Here is a 19,175-nt window from a genome sequence, read left to right on the forward strand (position 1 = left end):
AGCACAAACGAGTTTAACCCTTGAGCAAATGGATGTCATTGAACTAAATGAAGCCTTTGCAGCACAAGCGTTGGCAGTGACACGTGAATTGGGTATTAAAGATGGCTCAACACAAGTCAATCCCAATGGTGGAGCGATTGCTTTGGGTCATCCTTTAGGTGCATCGGGTGCACGTTTGGTCACGACAGCATTGAATCAGCTTGAAGCAACGGGTGGAAAATATGCATTGTGTTCGATGTGTATTGGTGTCGGGCAAGGGATTGCTTTGATTATTCAACGGGTGCAAAGTGAAGGATCTATCTAATGGCAACTTTTCAATCCAATGATGCGCTCATTCACTATCAAACTTTTGGTGATGTAACTAACCCTGCTCTCGTATTTTCCAATTCATTGGGTACTAACTTTGGCATGTGGCAAAAACAGTTTAATCATTTTAAGCATGATTTCTTTGTAATTTGCTATGACACTCGTGGTCATGGCTCGTCATCTGCACCACAAGGCCCTTATACGCTTGATCAATTGGGCCAAGATGTCGTGAATTTACTTGATCATTTAAATATTGAAAAGGCTGCATTCTGTGGTATTTCAATGGGTGGGCTCACTGGTCAATGGCTAGCGATTCATTACCCACAACGTTTTAATCAGGTGATTGTCTGTAACACTGCTGCCAAAATTGGTCAAGAACAAGCTTGGCTCGATCGTGCAGTTTTAGTTCGTACGCAAGGCTTAAGCTCAATTGCCGCGACCGCAGCATCACGCTGGTTTACCGATCCCTTTATCCAAAGCCAAACAACACTTGTGGAAACGCTGAGTAACGACCTCGCAGCTAGCAGCGCAGAAGGTTATGCAAGTTGTTGTGAAGCTTTGGCTAAAGCGGACCTCCGTGCACAGTTACAACAGATTACCGTACCTGTACTAATTATTGCGGGTCTACAAGATCCTGTCACCACTGTCACCGATGGACAATTTATGCAGGCTCAAATTTCAAATAGTTCTCTATTTGAAATTGATGCTTCACATATTTCGAATATTGAAGCTCCAGAAGCGTTTAATACCGTAGTAAAGCAGTTCTTAAGTTAAAACCAAACACACATCCTTAAAAGGAACTCCTTAGGAGTTCCTTTTTTATTAATACCCATCAATTTGATAAAAAATGTTAAAAATAACCTTGCTTTCCAAAAACAATTTTATCTCAATATTTAGCTCATCCTACGCTGCTTGATTTTTTGTTATACCAAACATTTTCTTGGCTATTCATTATTTTCGCCAAGACCAATGCCACAACACCACGGTATTTCAAACCTATCAAGCAAAAAAATTCTTTTAACTTCTGCATAAAAATTAAAATTAAAATTAAAATTTTTATCTTTAAATCGTATTTATGCAATATTTTTAAATCTTTTTCATGTGAATTAAGTTGCATTCTTAAGTCTTATTTATTGCTCAAATGGCTGACGTTTTATTCATTTTACTGATACGATACCTGATATAATTCAAGTGTTCTTTTATAGATATTTTATGGAACTTATAAAATGATTTCAGTACGCCAACAAAATTTTCTTTTACGTAAGGAGAAAATTTTAGCGATGGCAGAAACACTATTGCTTGATAACAACCAAGATATAACTTTAGGTGAACTTGCAACAGAACTCGATATTGCCAAGGGAACCATTTATAAACATTTTAAAAGTAAAAATCAGCTGTATTTAGAGCTAATTATTCTGAATGAACAACGCTTATTAGATATTTCAAAAATATATCATGATGATATTAAAACCTATGTTTCACAATACATGCTATATAACATGCTTAATTCTAATCGCACCATTCTGTTACATGTCATTGAAGAACGTTTGACAAATAATGAAAAAAAACTCAAAGACTTATTTGAAGAACTCTATCGAATTCGTGAAGCACGAATTATGGAACTTAAAGATATGTTTGGCGAACATCTAAAAGCATTAAATAGCACAATGTCAATTCGAGATTATTTGTCCTATATCTGGACGGTTACCTACGGCGCATCATTACTCTTAAATTCAACGCATTATCAAAAATCTATTGGTTCTAGAGAGCGTTTGATCAAACTATATGTGAATCAAGCCCTCATGACACCAGATAAACTGTCTGAACCTGAAAAACAGACTTAATTGGCTCAAGTGAATACTTTTTAAGTCGTAGGCGGATCAATTAAAATTGGCGTATTCACTTGACTAAAAATTTCATAAAACATATGTCTTAACCATTGGTGGCTAGTTTTATGATGGCAAGACATGTGCCAATATTGCTTGACTGCATAGGTTGGAAAAGCAATTGGCGCATCAAAGATTTGTAAATTACCTCGTGAAAGTAATACTTCACTTAAATAATAAGGCACCGTTGCAATCGCATCAGTCTCTTGCACCACTAAACCCACTCCCAAATAGCTAGGAATACGCATTAAAATATTACGTTGAAGCTCCAAATTTAACAGCTCATTTTCAATATGGTAATGCCCAAAGCCTGCATCAATATCAATATGTGACTCATTTAAATATTGTTCAATCGTCAAATTATTGCTTTGTAAGCGTGGATGATTCTTCGATGCAATTACCACATAGTACTGTTCAAATAACTTTTGCTGATAAAAACCATTTTCTAACTGTGGTAAAAAGCCAATGGCTAAATCAATTTCACCATTTGCCATCTGATAACTTGTTTCAGAGGTAATCGCACGTATATTCAGTTTAATATGAGGGGCATGTTTTTTTAAATACTGCGAAACTTTAGGTAACAGTACCAAATGTGAAACATCCGTCATAGCGACTGTGAACTGTTGATGAGATGCCATTTCATCAAAATTAATGGTGAAATTATTGATAATTTCAACTTTGTTTAGTGCTTCACTGACCAAAGGAAATAATTGTTTTGACAGTTCCGTAGGAACCATCTCATTGCCAATTCTTAAAAATAATGGGTCGTTATAGTGCTGTCTAATTTTATTCAGAATATTGCTAACCGTAGGCTGGCTCATAGCTAAATGATCAGCTGCCATCGAAACACTTTTAAACTTATAAATATAATAAAATATACTGAGCAGTTTACAGTCCAATTCAAACACGAATAAATTTCTCGCTTACTTTAAGGAGTGATTAATACAATATCATCTACTCTTTTCTTATTTTTTTCCAATGCTAAAGTAAACAAAGTGTTTAAAATTAAAACAAAAGCTTAATTAAATAAATATGTGTGGCATATAAATTTAACAGTAACTTTAAAAACAAGTAGATAAGCCAATCTTATCTACTTGTGAACATTTGATTAAAAATTATGTTACGCATCAACAAATAGATCAATCATCAGTTCTTCTTCAGAAGATCCTTCACGATATTGCTCAAAGTCTGTAACCCCCACTTCTCTTAAAATTTCTTCATCAATTAATAATCGACCAGAAATCTTACGCTTCTCACTAGTCAAAATACTATACGCAGCATCTGCCATAATACTTGGTTTTCTGGCACGGCTCAGTAATGCTCGCCCACCCAATGAGAATTCAATTGCGGCAGTCGCAATAATTGTTTTTGGCCAAAGTGAATTTACGCTAATTTTATAATGTTCAAATTCTTGACTCATCCCTATAGTGAGCATACTCATTCCATACTTGCTTATGGTATACGGCGCATAAGAAGCAAACCATTTTTCATTCAAATTTAAGGGTGGCGATAAACTTAAAATATGCGGATTTTCACTCTTTTTCAAATATGGTAAAGCGGCTTGACTACATACTAAAACTGCACGCGTATTCACTTGATACATTAAATCAAAACGTTGTGGATCTAATGTTTCCACACCAGATAATTTAATCGCACCCGCGTTATTAATCAGAATATCGATACCACCAAATTGATCAGCTGCTTGTTTCATTGCAGCTTGTACAGCCTGTTCATCTCTTACATCAAGTTGTATTGCTAAAGCCTGTCCACCTGCTGCTTTAATTTCTTTCGCAACTGAAAAAATTGTACCCTCAAGCTTTGAATGTTCAACCGCTGTTTTTGCTGCAATCACAACATTTGCACCATCTTGAGCTGCTTTCAGCGCAATTTCACGCCCAATGCCGCGACTTGCACCTGTAATGAAGAGTGTTTTACCTTTTAGTGACATAGTATCCTCTTTGTCTTTTATCCGCACCGCAACTCATTCTGAAAAACCAGAAGGCTTAAGTTCAATATTTTTTTAGTAATATCCTTAATTACTAAATGACCTACTCAATCAATATGTAAGTACACTTTTGAGTGTAATTGACTTAACTATGCATTGAACTAACATTTACAACACTGATGAGTCAGCCTCTTTATATTTAAAGATACCACGAAAAGATCAGACGTAATCTCAGCTGAAATTTGTATTAACCTTGCCTCATTTTATTTATAATATTAAAGATTCATACACTATCTAAATCTAAAAGATTACAACTAGTTTATTTAGTCAGATTATGAATCCGACTGGCATAACCTGAATGTGCTTGATGATCAAGTTTCGTTAAAATACCATCATCGCTTAAAATTCGGCGAGCAGCTATTTGCACCCATTGTGGTAAAAGACCATAAACACGATATACCGATTGTAAATAATCTGGAACGGCAATAAATAATCTTGGTTTAAGCAATGCGCTTACAACCGCCTGAGCAACCTGTTGTGATGTTACACTAGGAATAGCTTTACTTGCTTGATCTGTACCTGTAGTCAATTCCGTCAAGACTTTACTCGGTAGAATCGCTGTAAATTGAATTGCAGAATTTCGGTATTCCCCTGCAACTGCTTCTGTTAAGCCCAGTACAGCAAACTTAGTTCCCGAATAAACTGCCGAACCCGGTAAGGCAAAGCGTCCCGCAAGTGATGCAATATTCACGATATGACCTACACCATTTTTGAGTAATTCAGGTAATGCCAATTGCATCCCATAGATTACACCGCGAAAATTAATATCAATTTGTGCATCTGCCAATGCCGGATCTTCATCTAAGAATGTCCCCATCGGCATAATGCCTGCATTATTAATGAGTGAATACAAACTGCCATAATGTTGAATAGTGTTATGAATAAATTGCGCAAAAGAACTCCGATCCCTAACATCAACGTGAAATGCTTTTGCACCAATACGTCGTGCTTCTTTTTCAGCAAGCTCTAAATCAATATCACCGATACTGACTTCTGCACCTTGTGCAATAAGTTCTTCTGCTGTAGCTAAACCAATACCACGTGCAGCACCCGTAATTGCGATCACTTTACCTTGTAATTTTTGTTTTTTATGCATTGTAATATCCTTAATTTTTTCAATTATTTTTACGCAGAACTTTAGTTCTTCATCTCGATCTGTTCATCAATCAAATATTCTTTTAAATTGAAGCGTTTCATTTTTTCACGCAATTTAAATGTCGTCCACGGCCAAACCGTACTGTTTCTCCCGTTACGGTCGATGAAATAACTTTGACAACCACCTTTATTCCATACTGTAGTCTGTAATGCTGCCTGTACCTTCGCATTAAATTGCTGAGTAATTTCGGGGTTCGGTTCAATGGTTTGAATGCCCAGTTTTATTGCCTGCTTAAGTGCATCAATAATATAGTCCAATTGTGCTTCAATAATAATAAAAGCAGATGAACTCACCGCAACATTTGGCCCAAACATCAAGAATCCATTCGGGCAATTTTCAATCATAGTACCCATATAACCCTCTGGGCTACCTTGCCATACATCTGACATTTTTTGCCCAAAACGGTTATAAACACGTTGTGCAATAGGCGGTTCTGCAATTTCAAAACCTGTTCCGAGGATAATGACATCTGCTTCACAACTTTCACCATTTACTGCAATTAGGGTATTACCTTTAATTTCAGCTAAGGCACTTGCAAGCACTGCCACATTTTTTTGTGCCAAAGCTGGATACCAATTGTTAGATTGTAATATACGTTTACAACCAATGATGAAATTTGGGGTCAGCTTTTCACGTAAAATAGGATCTTTAATACGATAGTTCAGATGCCATTTGGCTAATTTTTGGAACTGTTTCATTGCTGTAGGACTTTGAATTCCCCCATTGATGGTTTCAAAAATGCCATAAACTGAACCACGCATCAGTTGCTGTGTCAGCGGTAATAATTTAAACATGGTGCGAATCGGTAAGGGTAAAGGCATATCCGATTTTGGTAAAATCCATTGAGCTGTACGTTGAAATACGGTCAATTGCTTTACCATCGGTTGAATTTGCGGAATGAACTGAATCGCAGAAGCACCAGTACCTACTACAGCGACTCGTTTTCCTATTAAATCAAAATCATGTCGCCATTGTGATGAATGAAAAATTTCACCTTTAAACTTTTCAATGCCTTTAATTTCTGGCAAGACGGGTTCATGCATCGGGCCACAAGCAAGAATGGCAAATTGAGATCTAAATTCACCTTGATTAGTATTAATGATCCAACAGTTTTCAGCATCTGACCACTTGGCTAGTAGAGCTTCATGCTTTAATCGTACATGTGGCATGACTTTATATTTATCCACTACATCAAATAAATACTTTTTAATTTCATTTTGTTCTGCAAATACTCTTGTCCATGAAGGATTTTGCTCAAATGAATAGGAATATAAAGCCGATGGAACATCACAAGCACATCCAGGATAGGTATTTTCACGCCATACTCCTCCCATTTCTGCAGCTTTTTCCAATAAAATAAAATCGTCAATGCCTGCTTCTTTCAACTTAATGGCTGCACCAAGACCGGCAAAACCGCCACCTACAACAATCACTTTATAAAAGTTTTTTGTGTTTGAATTTATTGATTTTTTCTGATTATTTTGCTGTTGTTTCATTTGGTCAATCGCTTACAATATGTACAATAGACGTACATTGTCAAAACTGGAATGCTTTGTCAATTTCCTTGTAGGACACTTTAGAACATAATTTTGGTATTTTCCTCTGACGAATAAACCAAGTAATCGACTCCATGCGAAATGCTAACCTCTTACAGCTCAAGGTGTAAATCAATGTTATTGATGTTGAAATGGTTCAACATATAAACTGCGTATGGTTGGCATACTCACGGTAAAGTATTTACAATATGTTTGGATTTAGATTGTTCCGTGAATATTTAGACTATAAAAATAAAGAATCTAATATTAATGGCATAAGTAAAAAAGACTCGATAAAGCACCCAAAGGTGCTTAAACATAATATTAGCAAAATTAAATCATTGAATAACTCAAACTTAGTGAATCAAGTAAATTATCTTTTTGACTCACTAAAGTTAAATCCATCAATATCTCAGAGCTGGCCATATTATTTATAGGAATTGATTCTACAAAAGTATCCTGCGGCTGATCTACTCTCTGATTGGCATGATCTACATTCAATATAGATTCAATGATTGCTTGATTGATAATCGTATCTATATTTTGCTCATGACTGATCTGACGCTCACTCATAATTTCTGAAATTGCAGGAATTTCATCATGGTCAGGCATAAATGCTGAATCACTTATGCCCTGAAAATGTGACTGCTCCAAGACATTTTCCAAAGAGTATGCAGTTATAGGAGTTGCCAAAGCACTGATTAAACCAGCCATTGGGTCTACTATAGCTGGCACAGGTTCTACAATGCTAAAATGAAATGGATCACTCACCAAACTGGTATTGCCTGCCTTATCCGTTTGAATGAGGGTAATAGTATGACTTCCCAGTCCTAAATCAACACTAGGTGTAAATGACCAATCAACGCTCGTTGTCGTACCACTTTTTACGGTGATAACCCCTAAAACTTTACCATTATCATAAATCGTTAAAATAGCATCTGGTTCAGCTTTTCCCGAAAACATCGGCTTTACATCATCAACTGTTCCGCCTGATGTAATTTCAACTGGCTTATTGTCTAAATTATTAAAATCATCGGTCACTTGTGTCAGTATAGCTTTGACTGGTGCCGTTATATCTTTAGTTCCCGTAATATTCATCACATCAGATTTATTACCTGCAGCATCAATTACATAAACATATCCTAGTTGCTTCTCAGTTAATGCTTTAGATAAGGTAATTGAATATTTACCTTCAGCATCAGCCATTGCTGTACCTAATAAATTATTATCTTTATCATACACAATCACTTTAGCATCAGCTTCAGCCTTACCTATAACGCTATTACCCTCTGCATTTAATTCTGCGGTGGCTTTTTCTGGTGCAAGGGTATCAAATCCTGCTTTTATTTCTACAGGCCTAGATTTATTGCCTGCTGCATCTTCAATAGTGATGGTTCCGAATTGATTTAGAGCCAATGCAGGAAAAATTGAAATACTGAAGTGACCATTTGCATCCACCATTCCTGAACCAATCACCTTACCAGTAGTATCTTGAATTTCGACTTTACTATTGGCTTCAGCTGTTCCTTTTACGAAAGTCCCTTCTTTATTCATCTCAAGTTTCGGTGCATCTGGGGCAGATGTATCTTTACCTGCGACAATCTCATGCGACGTCGATTTATTTCCAGCACTATCTTCTGAAACTACGGTTCCTATTTTACCCTTCGTTAAAGCAGGAGAGACTAAAATAGAAAATACACCTGCTTCATTGGCTTTAGCCGTACCAATTAATTTTCCATCAGTATCATAAACATGCAGTGTAGAATTTGCTTCGGCCTTCCCAGATACAACTGTACCATCATCACTTAACTGTGCCTGTGGTTCATCTGGCGCAATCGTGTCTTTGGTCCCAGTGATAACTGTATATTTGGAAGCATTTCCTGCACTATCAGTGGCATTCACAAACACTTTATGACCATCTGTTAATGCTGGAAATAATTCGATTTGATAATGGCCCGATTTATCAACTGTCGTTTTTGCTAAGACTTTTTTATTGCTATCCACCACATAAATGGTCGCTCCTATTTCTCCAGTTCCAGCAATTGTCATCCCAGAATCATTCAGTTTCGCAGTCGGTGCATCGGGAGCCAAAAAATCTGAATTTGGTGATGAGCGACTATCATTATTTCCATCCAACAGTAATAAACCCAAACCAATCGCAGAGATTAGGCCAGCTCCTGCTTTTACAGCACCTGAAGACCATAAATTTGCTAAGGAAAAATTATCCTGTGCTTTAGTTTGATAGGCTTCTAATCGGTTCACTGAATTCGTTACAGTATTGTTATAAGATAAAATTTCTAGCTGCGCTAAACCTGAATAATTAGTAAAAGTACCATGGTCATCAAAATGTGTCAGAGCAAAACTGCCATCTCTTTCAGGGAAGGTTAAAGAATTCTCAGTAATCCCCTTGGTTTGAAAGAAATTTTCTAATATTAGTTTTTCACCATTTTTTAAAGTGATAACAATATTATTGCCATCTTTAACAATAGATAAAACCTCTTCTTTTGTAATACCTACTTGAATAATAGAAGGTTGCGATAATATGACCACTTTTGACTGAGTATCTTGTAAAAGTATTTTATCTATTTTTGCAGCAACTATTATCCTTGTCATATTTCCCTCTATTCATCTTTAAATTTTGAAAATCACACAGTATCTGACTATATTAAAATCAATAAGTTAATTCCACTTAATTATTAAATTAAGATTTAAAATCATAACTATATATACTTATAATTAGATAAAAAATATCTATATTGAATAAACCCACATCCCGATAGTCTAAAGTTGAAATACTTTAAGTGACTCATTTTCTCAATCAGCACCAATGACAAAGACTGTACTAAATTTTATAGCTTGGATGACGATAAGAACAATAAACTACGTCCAAAATTTTCGAACCTAAATATTAGCTTAATCCTGCTGAAAATTTTGGATAATCATCTAAAATTTCAAACCATGCAGCCTTATTATCAGTATAAGCATGTGAACTAATTTCTGCATTTAAGGCTTCATTGATAATTCCCACACGAAGTCTAATGATATCTGGTCTATCTAAACGGGCACTAAAAAGTGGTGATGCACAGTTTTTACAAAAAACTCTTTTTTTATTTTCAGTTGCATAATATTCGCCAAACAATTCTTGCCCTTTTATCATTTTTAAATCTTTAGTTTGAATGACCGCAATAGCGACAAAGGCAGAACCTTGTGCTTTTTGGCATTGCTGACAATGGCACACAAATATCTTTGAAATTTTGGTATTAATTTGCAGATGAATAGCACCACAAAGACACGAAGCTGTATACATAAAGACCTCTAATCATTTTTTTTAGATTTTAAATCATCTTCTCGATACTGTTTTAATAGTTCAATTTCAGTATAAATTTGTTGTTGTAATTGCGCTCTGAACTCAATCAGATCCTCCATAGACTGCATATGATTCAAACTTAAACGGGGTAAAAACTTAAAATAAAAAGGTATTTTTTTAGGAATAATACTTTTAGGTATTGAGGGGATTATTTCCCCATGCCGTAGTACTTCAGAAATTTTAGGATAGCTTAACAGTTTTTTAAACCAATTTTGCTTTAGTAAACTATTTACATCCAACGCTAAGTCAAAAACTTCATCCCCACCTAAAGCAATAAAAGGCGCAATCTCATAATTAAATTCTTGAGCTAACTTTAAAAATCCATAGCGCTGTTTCCAAATTAGTTGATAGGCCTCACCTTTACGCTTAACCACCTCACGCCCACCGCCTGGAAATACTAAAATGGAGTAACCTTGCTGCATAGCTTGACGTGCATAAGCTTGTACACCATCTATGGCTCCCACTCTTTTGACCATTTCTCGCCACAGTGGAATATGAAAGTGCACATGATCGGCCAAACTCACTACTGCAATTTTGTGTTCATTGAATAAGTAATCGATAAGAATAGGTGAATCTAAAACCCCATAAAGCGTATGGTTTCCCACATACATGGCTGGTTGATTGGGCACAAGATTCTCCGTACCTAAATAGGTTGGAGAAAAATAAAAGCGCTGCAAACCACTTATAAGCCGAATTAATGTCGGGCTATGCATAATTTGCAACGTTTTTTGTTTCATCTTCTTTATCTCAATTAAGAAAAGACGTTAAATAACATGTTTTTGCACTAAAATTGAACCCACTGAATAACCCGCGCCAAATGAACACAGTACGCCATATTCACCATCATTCACTTGATCCGCAGTACGATGCAAAGCAATAATTACGCCAGCAGAAGACGTATTGGCAAACTCATTTAAAATAATCGGAACGAGTGCTGGATCTGCTTCAGCAAGCTGTTTACCCACGACTAATTTTAGAATTAACTCATTCATACTGGCATTGGCTTGATGCAACCAAAAGCGTTTAATATGGCTAGGTTGAATGCCATTCTTTTCTAATTGAGTCGTAATGATTTTTGCAACCAATGGACATACTTCTTTGAAGACTTTACGGCCATCTTGACGAAAAAGCTTATCATCTACGACTGCATCTTCACTACGATTTAAGAAACCAAAGTTATTACGAATATTGTTTGAAAATTGCGTAAATAAATGAGTATCTACAATTTCAAAGCCAGTTTTACTATCTGTCTCTTCAATAATTGAAGCCGTTGCCACATCACCGAAAATAAAATGACAATCACGTGAGCGATAATCAGTATGACCTGATGTAATTTCAACATTGACCAATAATACACGGCGTGCACCAGTTTTTATCGCATCATACGCCTGCTTTAAACCAAAGGTTGCTGCTGAACATGCAACATTCATATCATAAGCATAACCTTGAATACCCAAAGCTGTTTGGATTTCAATCGCAACTGCCGGATAAGCACGTTGCATATTTGAACATGCTAAAATTACTACATCGATATCTTCAGCAGTTACACCCGCATTTTCCATAGCTTGTTTTGCAGCAATAACGCCCCATTCTGCTTGAATAGAAAGCTCATCATTACTACGTTCTTTCAAATAAGGACGTAATCGCTCAGGATTCAAGACACCTGATTTTTCAATAACATAACGTTGCTGTACACCTGATGCTTTTTCAATAAATTCAGCACTTGAACCACGACGAGCTGTTAACTCACCAGCTGCAATCTTTTCAGCATTTTCACTATTAAATAGTTCTACATAAGCATTTAAACTATCAACCAACTCTTCATTGGTAATGACTTCTTGAGGGTGAAACAAGCCAGTACCAGTAATACGAATGCCCATGTAAAACTCCTTTTCCTAATCTATTCAAACTTAAATTTAACGTATTTTAACTGATTCCGAGACGATCCCATACTTTTTGTAATCTAGTTGGAGAAATTGGCATCTTTGTTTTCATCGGTTGAGAAAATAAGGAAATACGTAACTCTTCCAACATAAAGTACAACTCTTTCAAACGGACGTCATTTTTATACTTAAATAATTTATCCATCCATGGATCGACTTGTTTAATTGCATCATTATCTCTGTTTAGGTTATTCGGCAAACGCTCTAAACGCAACAATAAAGCTTTCAAATAACGTGGGAATTCTTGCCAGATATCGGCAGATTTGCTATATACAAAATTAGATAAATCCATTAAATCAAGCTGATCTTCCATATCATCAATATTTTTTCCAAATATTTCCTGATCCAACAGTAATAATTTTTGGCGAATTTCTTGCCATTGTATATAAATTTCACCCATCACTTTTAAAGCCTCTTGGCCATAGCTCAAGAAATTCTGTTTGACATGTATCAACAGTTTTTGAAACTCAGCTTCATCAATCGGCAAGTCTGTAATAGCCATTTGTAACGTCGCATATACCAGCATTTGTTCAAGTTGTGCTTTATCACCCAATGGGGCATAAGCTAAAGCCATGGATTTAGAAATTTGCTTTTTCAACTGCCGAATCAAATCACCCAATTGCATATGAACAAGACGAATCACCCCTTCACGATGTTGCTTAATTGCTTCGGTTTGATCATTAAAGGTTTGAATCACAATTCCAGATTCATCTTTTACATCCAGTTCTGCAAATACTTTGCTTGGGACAAGTGCTTGATATTGCTTAACCACTACCCCAGTGACTTTTTGCGATGCTTCAAAAACAAATGTTTCTGGGAAAGTCTTAAATTCACCTTTAAGCTGCCTCACTGGACTATGTGTTTCAGTTCGACAACGTGCCTTTAATTCTTCAAGATCACGGCCTTTTTCAATAACGCGACCTTTTTCATCAATCACGTGAATGAATGGCATCAAATATTGCTCAATACGCTCTACAGAAAAATCTTTCTCTGTAATTTGATCACCACGTAATTGAAACGCTAAATATTTAAAAATGTGCTCATTTAAATGGGTGGCATCAACACCTTGCATTAATTTACGCGCAGTATCAGGAATCGGTACTAAATTACGGCGCTTATCTTTCGGCAAGGACTTAAGTAAGGCTTCAATTAAATTTTGCCGCCAACCTGGAATGCCCCACGACCAAATATTTTCATCAACCTGAGGTAACGCTTGCACAGGAATTTTAACGGTTGCACCATCTTCATCATGACTAGGATCAAAACGATAACTTGCCGCTAAACGTAACTGACCATTATGTAAATAATCAGGGAATTGTTGCGTCGTAGGACGATCGTTCATCCACAAGGCATCATCATCTACAAATAAATAACGTGGATTTTTCGTTTCAATAGTTGCGCGCCAATCTTCAAAACTACGACGACTAGCAATTTCTGGTGGTACTTTAGCTGCATAGAACTGATAAATGGTTTCTTCATCAACCACTAAATCACGACGACGTAACTTATCTTCAACCCGCTCAACTTCGTCTAACTTCTGTAGATTATGTTTAAGAAATGGTGGTGTAATGCCTAAATTACCTGTGGTTAATGCATCACGCAGGAAAATTTCATGCGCAGCTTCAGGATCAACTTTTTCATAATTAATGGATTTTTTCGGCTCAATAATTAAACCAAATAACGAGATTTGATCATATGCATTCACAATGCCCGGCTTTTTCGCCCAATGTGGTTCAAAATAATGATGCTTGAGTAAATTTGGTGCTGCTAGCAAAATCCATTCAGGTTCAATTTTTGCCAAATTACGTAAATAGACTTGCGAGGTTTCGACCATTTCAAATGCCATAACCCAAGAAGCACTGGTTTTATGCAAAGTTGATGCTGGGAAAATTCGGGCTTTTTGCTGGCGTACCGCCATAAAGACATTACGTTCATCAGTCTTGTTGGCAATAAAAGACAATAATCCTGTAAGTAAAGCTCGATGTAAGTTTTCATAACTTGCAGGCTTGTCATTCAATGACAGTTTTAAGCCTTTGGCTAAATCTAGCAATTGTTCATGGGTTTTTTGCCATTCACGTAAACGTAGCCAGCTTAAAAAATGCTGCCGCGCAAAATTCCGGCGTTTACTTTCATTTAAATTTTTACGATTTTCTTCTAAAGTTTCCCACAGTTTGATATAGAACAAAAAGTCCGAATCACCTTCTTTAAACAAAGCATGTTTTTGATCAGCTTGACTTTGTTTATCGGCTGGGCGCTCACGCGGATCTTGTACTGCCAATGCCGCAACAATAATTAAAACTTCATTGAGCACACCAAAATGTGCGCCACCTAAAATCATCCGAGCTAGACGTGGGTCAATCGGCATTTTTGCCATTTGCGTGCCAATCTTAGTTAACTCATCTTTGTTTTCATAATAGGCACCAAGCTCAATCAAAAGCTTGCGACCATCATTTACCAATCGATGATCCGGTGGTTCAATAAAATCAAAGGACTCAACTGCACCAAAACCTAAACTTTGCATCTGTAAAATAACAGATGCTAAATTAGTTCGTTTAATTTCTGGTTCGGTAAACTCAGGCCGACCTTGAAAATCTTCTTCACTAAACAATCGGATACAAACACCCGGTGCAATACGACCACAGCGTCCTTTACGTTGATTAGCTGCCGCCTGAGAAATGGCTTCAATCGGTAAGCGTTGTACCCGAGAACGATAGTTATAGCGTGAAAGTCGTGCAAAACCACTGTCAATGACATAGCGAATATTTGGTACTGTGAGTGCCGTTTCAGCAACGTTGGTAGCAATAATGATCCGACGTCCACCACTACTTGCATTAAAAATCTTTTGTTGCTCTGAAATAGCTAAACGCGCATACAACGGTAAAATTTGCGTATGCCGTGGACCAAATTTTTGTAAGGTTTCTTGTAGTTCTCGAATTTCTTGCTCTGTACTAGAAAAAATCAGAATGTCTGCATGTTCAGGATGTCCTTTTGCTTCGGCATCTTTAAAACACTCTTCGACAGCTTGTACCACTGCACGCGGTAGATTCTCCTCAAAATCATCAAACTCATCATCATCGCTACCACCGACACTCATTTCAGAAATAGGACGGTAACGCACCTCTACTGGAAAACTACGTCCTTCAACTTCAAATATTGGGGCATTATAAAAATATTGACTAAAACGATTAACATCTAATGTTGCTGACGTAATGATAATTTTTAAATCTGGGCGCTTTTTCACCAGCTGTTTAAGATAGCCCATGATAAAGTCAATATTGAGTGAACGCTCATGTGCTTCATCAATAATAATGGTGTCATATTTATTTAAATAGCGATCATTGGTCAGTTCTGCAAGCAGAATACCATCTGTCATTAAACGAACAATTGAATCTTGTGAACCTTGCTCATTAAACCGAATTTTAAAACCAATTGATTCGCCGAGTGGTTCACCCACTTCTTCTGCAATTCGTTGTGATACAGTACGTGCTGCCAAACGACGTGGTTGGGTATGACCAATCATCCCCGTTAAACCACGCCCCGCAAGCATAGCAATTTGGGGTAATTGAGTAGTTTTACCAGAACCCGTTTCACCAGCCACAATAATAATTTGATGTTTCTGAATCGCTGCAATCAATTTATCTGCATATTGCGTTACAGGTAAATCTTGGTTGAGTTTAATATTTGGTAAGCGCTTTAAACGATCCCGAACTTTTAAATTCGACTGTTCAAACAACTCATTATATTGCTTTTGATCGGCATCACCACCTTTACGAAGTCGATTTAAACGATAGCGATCGCGAACCATAACCCATTGATCGACATTTAAATGACTTAACACAGATGATGTATCCCAAAATAAAAGAAATTGAACTGCGCATTTTACGCTGTAATGGCATGAAGAAAAAGGGATAGTCTTTTTATAAAGTTTCTATTTTTTCAATTTTGCCCTTGAAATATCAACACGAAGACTTCATGTTGTATAACGAGTTAAATAAAAGATTATTTTGTCATTTAAATATCATATTTTTCATCTATTAATGAGGAAAGATATGCGATGTACAAAATAATCGGAATTGATGAAATAGTGACTGGAGTCATACTAAATTCAATTTTCCGATTTTAGCGATGAAAAAATACTATTTCACCAATAACAAAAAGTTCTTTATGCTAGTTATATATTAGAAACACACCTCAATCATGGAGATAATGATGAGCTTAATTAATACTGAAGTTAAACCATTTAAAACCCAAGCATTCCATAACGGTCAATTCATTGAAGTAACTGAGGCTGATCTTAAAGGTAAATGGTCTGTTGTATTCTTTTACCCAGCTGACTTTACTTTTGTTTGCCCAACAGAACTTGGCGATCTTGCTGACAACTATGCAGAATTCAAAAAATTGGGCGTTGAAATCTATTCAGTTTCTACTGATACGCATTTCACACACAAAGCTTGGCACGATTCTTCTGAAGAAATCAAAAAAATTGAATACGTAATGGTTGGTGATCCGACTTGGACACTTGCTAAAAACTTCGAAGTATTGATCGAATCTGCTGGTCTTGCTGACCGTGGTACTTTCGTTATCGATCCAGAAGGTAAAATCCAAATCGTTGAAATCAACGCTGGTGGTATTGGTCGTGATGCGCAAGAACTTCTTCGTAAAGTTAAAGCAGCACAATACGTTCATGCTCACCCAGGTGAAGTTTGCCCTGCTAAATGGAAAGAAGGCGATGCAACTTTAGCTCCTTCAATTGATTTAGTTGGTAAAATCTAATTTTAGATTAAATTCAATTGATTCAAAAAACCACGCTTTAAGCGTGGTTTTTTATTTCTAAGGTGTTTTATTAATACACAAAAATAGCATTTAATCTAAAGTCTGAATCCCACCACCATTTACAAAAATTGTTTGTCCACTGACCCATGAAGAAATCGGTGAAGCTAAATACAACATTGCTCCAGCAATATCTTCAGCAGTTCCTAAGCGCTTAATTGGAGTATGCTCCAACATTTTTTCTTCAATTTCAGGTGTTAAGACACTCGCCAAAGCATCTGTTCGTGTTGCGCCTGGACCTACTGCATTTATTCGAACTTCTGGCCCAAAGTCAAACGCGAGGTTTGCAACCATATGATTGACTGAGGCTTTAGAGCCAGCATAACCACTCATATTCGGAGAGGTATTTTTACTCGACATAGAAGAGGTAATTACAATCGAGCCATAACCGGATTTTTTCATATGTGGCACACACAATTGACTTAAACGCCATGCGCTAAATACGTTTAATTCATAATCTCGTTTAATATCTTCAATGGTAATTTTAAAGGGATTCTCACGCCCCCCTCCACCGCCACCTGCATTATTGATGAGAATATTGACCGTACCAAATTTTTTGACAGTTAAATCAACCAAATCTACTAAACTTTGATCATTCAAAATATTACATTCAATCGCCAGTGCTTTTGTACCTATTTTTTCAATTTCTTCAGCGACCTTTTGAGCCTTCTCTAAATTTAAATCGGCAATAACAACATCTGCACCAGCTTCTGCCAACAGCAATGCTGTTGCTTTACCAATTCCATTTGCGCCACCTGTAACAATAGCAACCTTATTCTTTAGATTAAACAACGTATTAATCTGCATACTGTCTACCTTTTTATTAGTCAGTCATACTGTAAAATTAACTGGATTGAATAATCATATGTTCTTATAACAATTTATTTTGATTAGGTAACAAATAAGCATCTATAAATTACATTTTCTAATCAGAATTAAGCTGCTGGTATTTTAATAATTCAATTTATCCAGACATCATAATTTATATTTATTTTCCATACACTTACCTAATTAATAAACTTAAAATGGAAATACGATAAAACATAAATGTAAGCCACTTTTTTAATACTTAGAATATAGAACTAAAAATCGATTTTAGGGATCTTGGAGGGATGATTTTTATTAATTTATAAGTAGATAAATCAGAAAATAATTTTACAAATATGCTATATATTCCCCCCCTCATTTCAATTAATTTCAAATGAAGCAGAAGTATAAATTTTTTGCGAAATAATACATAAAATTAAGGGGTTGCTTATGGGAACTATGCTTGCCGTAACTTCTTGGAAGTACAATGCTTCCTCACGATATTTAAAAATTTTTTATAATAATGGTTCAGGCGAGCTCTACCACCCAGTACCTGAATTTATTTATAATAATTTACTTCGATGTAGTGATAAAACAGCTTTCGTACACAAATATCTAGAATATGATTTACATTTTACTCGTGTTTCAATCATTTAGCTCTCTAAAGATCAGAATTAAATTCTGATCTTTTCATATCAATCCTTGTAAACCACAATAAATAACCCTGCACCCAATGCAAGAATTGTCGTCATAAAACGTTGATCTTGCCTTACAGCCTCGATAAATTTTTTGACTTCGGCAGCATGTGAAATTACATTATCAACAATAAGTACACCACCCTTGGGATGAATCATCTTCTTTAAATATCCCCAATATTCAATATAGTTATTACGCTCAGCATCTAAAAAAATAAAATCATAGTATTGATTTGATACTGATAAAAAATCTTTTGCATCTCCAACCCAGAAATCAATTACGTCATCAACAGCCAACTCTTGGGCATACTGCTGTGCTTGCATTGTTCTTTTAGGGTCAATTTCTAAAGTTGTAATTTTCGCACCAACATTTTGTGCAGCTCCTGCAAGCCATAATGTTGAGTATCCTGTAGACGTACCGATTTCTAAAATATTTTTGGATTGCTGAATTCGAATTTGCATTGCCAAATACTGTGCAGATTCAGGTTCAATATTTCGATAACGATTCAAGCGATCGCACTGAGTCGCATCAAATTTTATAAAATTTTGATACAACTCATTAACGCGATGTAGAAATTGAGGACTTAAACTCATCTTTTATCTTCCATTAAATAGTTCAAACACGTCCATAATGCTGACTAAAGA

16 protein-coding genes and 1 pseudogene are annotated in these 19,175 nt (G+C 36.1%); 5 read left to right on the plus strand and 12 right to left on the minus strand.

The window, feature by feature from the left end; all coding sequences use genetic code 11:
* A pseudogene (locus B9T27_RS07710) lies at positions 1 to 304 on the plus strand (acetyl-CoA C-acyltransferase); the annotation flags it as partial.
* On the plus strand, positions 304 to 1,080 hold the full coding sequence (gene pcaD / locus B9T27_RS07715) for a 3-oxoadipate enol-lactonase (protein WP_086206269.1): 777 nt from the start codon (positions 304 to 306) through the stop codon (positions 1,078 to 1,080). The pseudogene B9T27_RS07710 and the gene pcaD, both read left to right, overlap by 1 nt.
* Before the next feature lie 124 nt (positions 1,081 to 1,204).
* On the opposite strand, the gene B9T27_RS07720 is transcribed toward pcaD, so the two are convergent.
* Entirely contained in the window at positions 1,205 to 1,423 is a 219-nt protein-coding gene (locus B9T27_RS07720; protein WP_086206270.1) for a hypothetical protein, read from the minus strand.
* Positions 1,424 to 1,532: 109 nt separating this feature from the next.
* Here B9T27_RS07720 and B9T27_RS07725 point away from each other — a divergent pair, with 109 nt between their 5' ends.
* Positions 1,533 to 2,150, plus strand: a complete 618-nt coding sequence (locus B9T27_RS07725) for a TetR/AcrR family transcriptional regulator (RefSeq protein WP_086206271.1) — start codon at positions 1,533 to 1,535, stop codon at positions 2,148 to 2,150.
* Between the two features lie 20 nt (positions 2,151 to 2,170).
* Here the strand turns inward: B9T27_RS07725 and B9T27_RS07730 are convergent, their stop codons facing one another.
* The 9 genes from B9T27_RS07730 to hrpA form a co-directional block, all read right to left on the minus strand.
* Positions 2,171 to 3,100, minus strand: a complete 930-nt coding sequence (locus B9T27_RS07730; RefSeq protein ID WP_086206272.1) for a LysR family transcriptional regulator — start codon at positions 3,098 to 3,100, stop codon at positions 2,171 to 2,173.
* A 212-nt stretch (positions 3,101 to 3,312) separates the two neighbouring features.
* The gene (locus B9T27_RS07735) at positions 3,313 to 4,140 is read right to left on the minus strand and encodes an SDR family oxidoreductase (RefSeq protein WP_086206273.1); all 828 of its coding nucleotides are present in this window, start codon (positions 4,138 to 4,140) and stop codon (positions 3,313 to 3,315) included.
* A 316-nt stretch (positions 4,141 to 4,456) separates the two neighbouring features.
* Entirely contained in the window at positions 4,457 to 5,293 is an 837-nt protein-coding gene (locus tag B9T27_RS07740) for an SDR family oxidoreductase (RefSeq protein ID WP_086206274.1), read from the minus strand.
* 41 nt (positions 5,294 to 5,334) lie between these two features.
* A complete protein-coding gene (locus B9T27_RS07745) occupies positions 5,335 to 6,849 on the minus strand; it encodes a flavin-containing monooxygenase (RefSeq protein ID WP_086206275.1) in 1,515 nt (504 codons plus the stop codon).
* Between the two features lie 372 nt (positions 6,850 to 7,221).
* Positions 7,222 to 9,501: an Ig-like repeat protein Blp2 gene (blp2, locus tag B9T27_RS07750; RefSeq protein ID WP_086206276.1), complete on the minus strand. Its 2,280-nt coding sequence runs from the start codon at positions 9,499 to 9,501 to the stop codon at positions 7,222 to 7,224.
* A 295-nt stretch (positions 9,502 to 9,796) separates the two neighbouring features.
* On the minus strand, positions 9,797 to 10,195 hold the full coding sequence (locus tag B9T27_RS07755; protein WP_086206277.1) for a GFA family protein: 399 nt from the start codon (positions 10,193 to 10,195) through the stop codon (positions 9,797 to 9,799).
* A gap of 8 nt (positions 10,196 to 10,203) precedes the next feature.
* Positions 10,204 to 10,992, minus strand: coding sequence for a 1-acyl-sn-glycerol-3-phosphate acyltransferase (locus B9T27_RS07760; RefSeq protein ID WP_086206278.1), 789 nt, complete (start codon positions 10,990 to 10,992; stop codon positions 10,204 to 10,206).
* Positions 10,993 to 11,019: 27 nt separating this feature from the next.
* Complete coding sequence (locus B9T27_RS07765; protein WP_086206279.1) at positions 11,020 to 12,135, minus strand: beta-ketoacyl-ACP synthase III; 1,116 nt, start codon at positions 12,133 to 12,135, stop codon at positions 11,020 to 11,022.
* A 46-nt stretch (positions 12,136 to 12,181) separates the two neighbouring features.
* On the minus strand, positions 12,182 to 16,003 hold the full coding sequence (gene hrpA, locus B9T27_RS07770; RefSeq protein WP_416224396.1) for an ATP-dependent RNA helicase HrpA: 3,822 nt from the start codon (positions 16,001 to 16,003) through the stop codon (positions 12,182 to 12,184).
* 404 nt (positions 16,004 to 16,407) lie between these two features.
* Here hrpA and ahpC point away from each other — a divergent pair, with 404 nt between their 5' ends.
* Positions 16,408 to 16,971 carry an alkyl hydroperoxide reductase subunit C gene (gene ahpC, locus B9T27_RS07775; RefSeq protein WP_086202749.1) on the plus strand — a complete coding sequence of 188 codons (564 nt, stop codon included), beginning with the start codon at positions 16,408 to 16,410 and terminating at the stop codon, positions 16,969 to 16,971.
* Positions 16,972 to 17,061: 90 nt separating this feature from the next.
* On the opposite strand, the gene B9T27_RS07780 is transcribed toward ahpC, so the two are convergent.
* Positions 17,062 to 17,835 (minus strand): glucose 1-dehydrogenase, encoded by a 774-nt coding sequence (locus B9T27_RS07780; RefSeq protein WP_086206281.1) that lies wholly within the window; start codon positions 17,833 to 17,835, stop codon positions 17,062 to 17,064.
* A gap of 450 nt (positions 17,836 to 18,285) precedes the next feature.
* Here B9T27_RS07780 and B9T27_RS07785 point away from each other — a divergent pair, with 450 nt between their 5' ends.
* On the plus strand, positions 18,286 to 18,492 hold the full coding sequence (locus B9T27_RS07785) for a KTSC domain-containing protein (RefSeq protein ID WP_086206282.1): 207 nt from the start codon (positions 18,286 to 18,288) through the stop codon (positions 18,490 to 18,492).
* A gap of 38 nt (positions 18,493 to 18,530) precedes the next feature.
* Here B9T27_RS07785 and B9T27_RS07790 read toward each other — a convergent pair whose 3' ends face one another.
* Positions 18,531 to 19,124 (minus strand): O-methyltransferase, encoded by a 594-nt coding sequence (locus B9T27_RS07790; RefSeq protein ID WP_086206283.1) that lies wholly within the window; start codon positions 19,122 to 19,124, stop codon positions 18,531 to 18,533.
* Positions 19,125 to 19,175 lie beyond the last annotated feature (51 nt).

The organism is Acinetobacter sp. ANC 4648 (assembly GCF_002135345.1).
In the GTDB taxonomy this organism is placed as follows: Bacteria; Pseudomonadota; Gammaproteobacteria; order Pseudomonadales; family Moraxellaceae; genus Acinetobacter.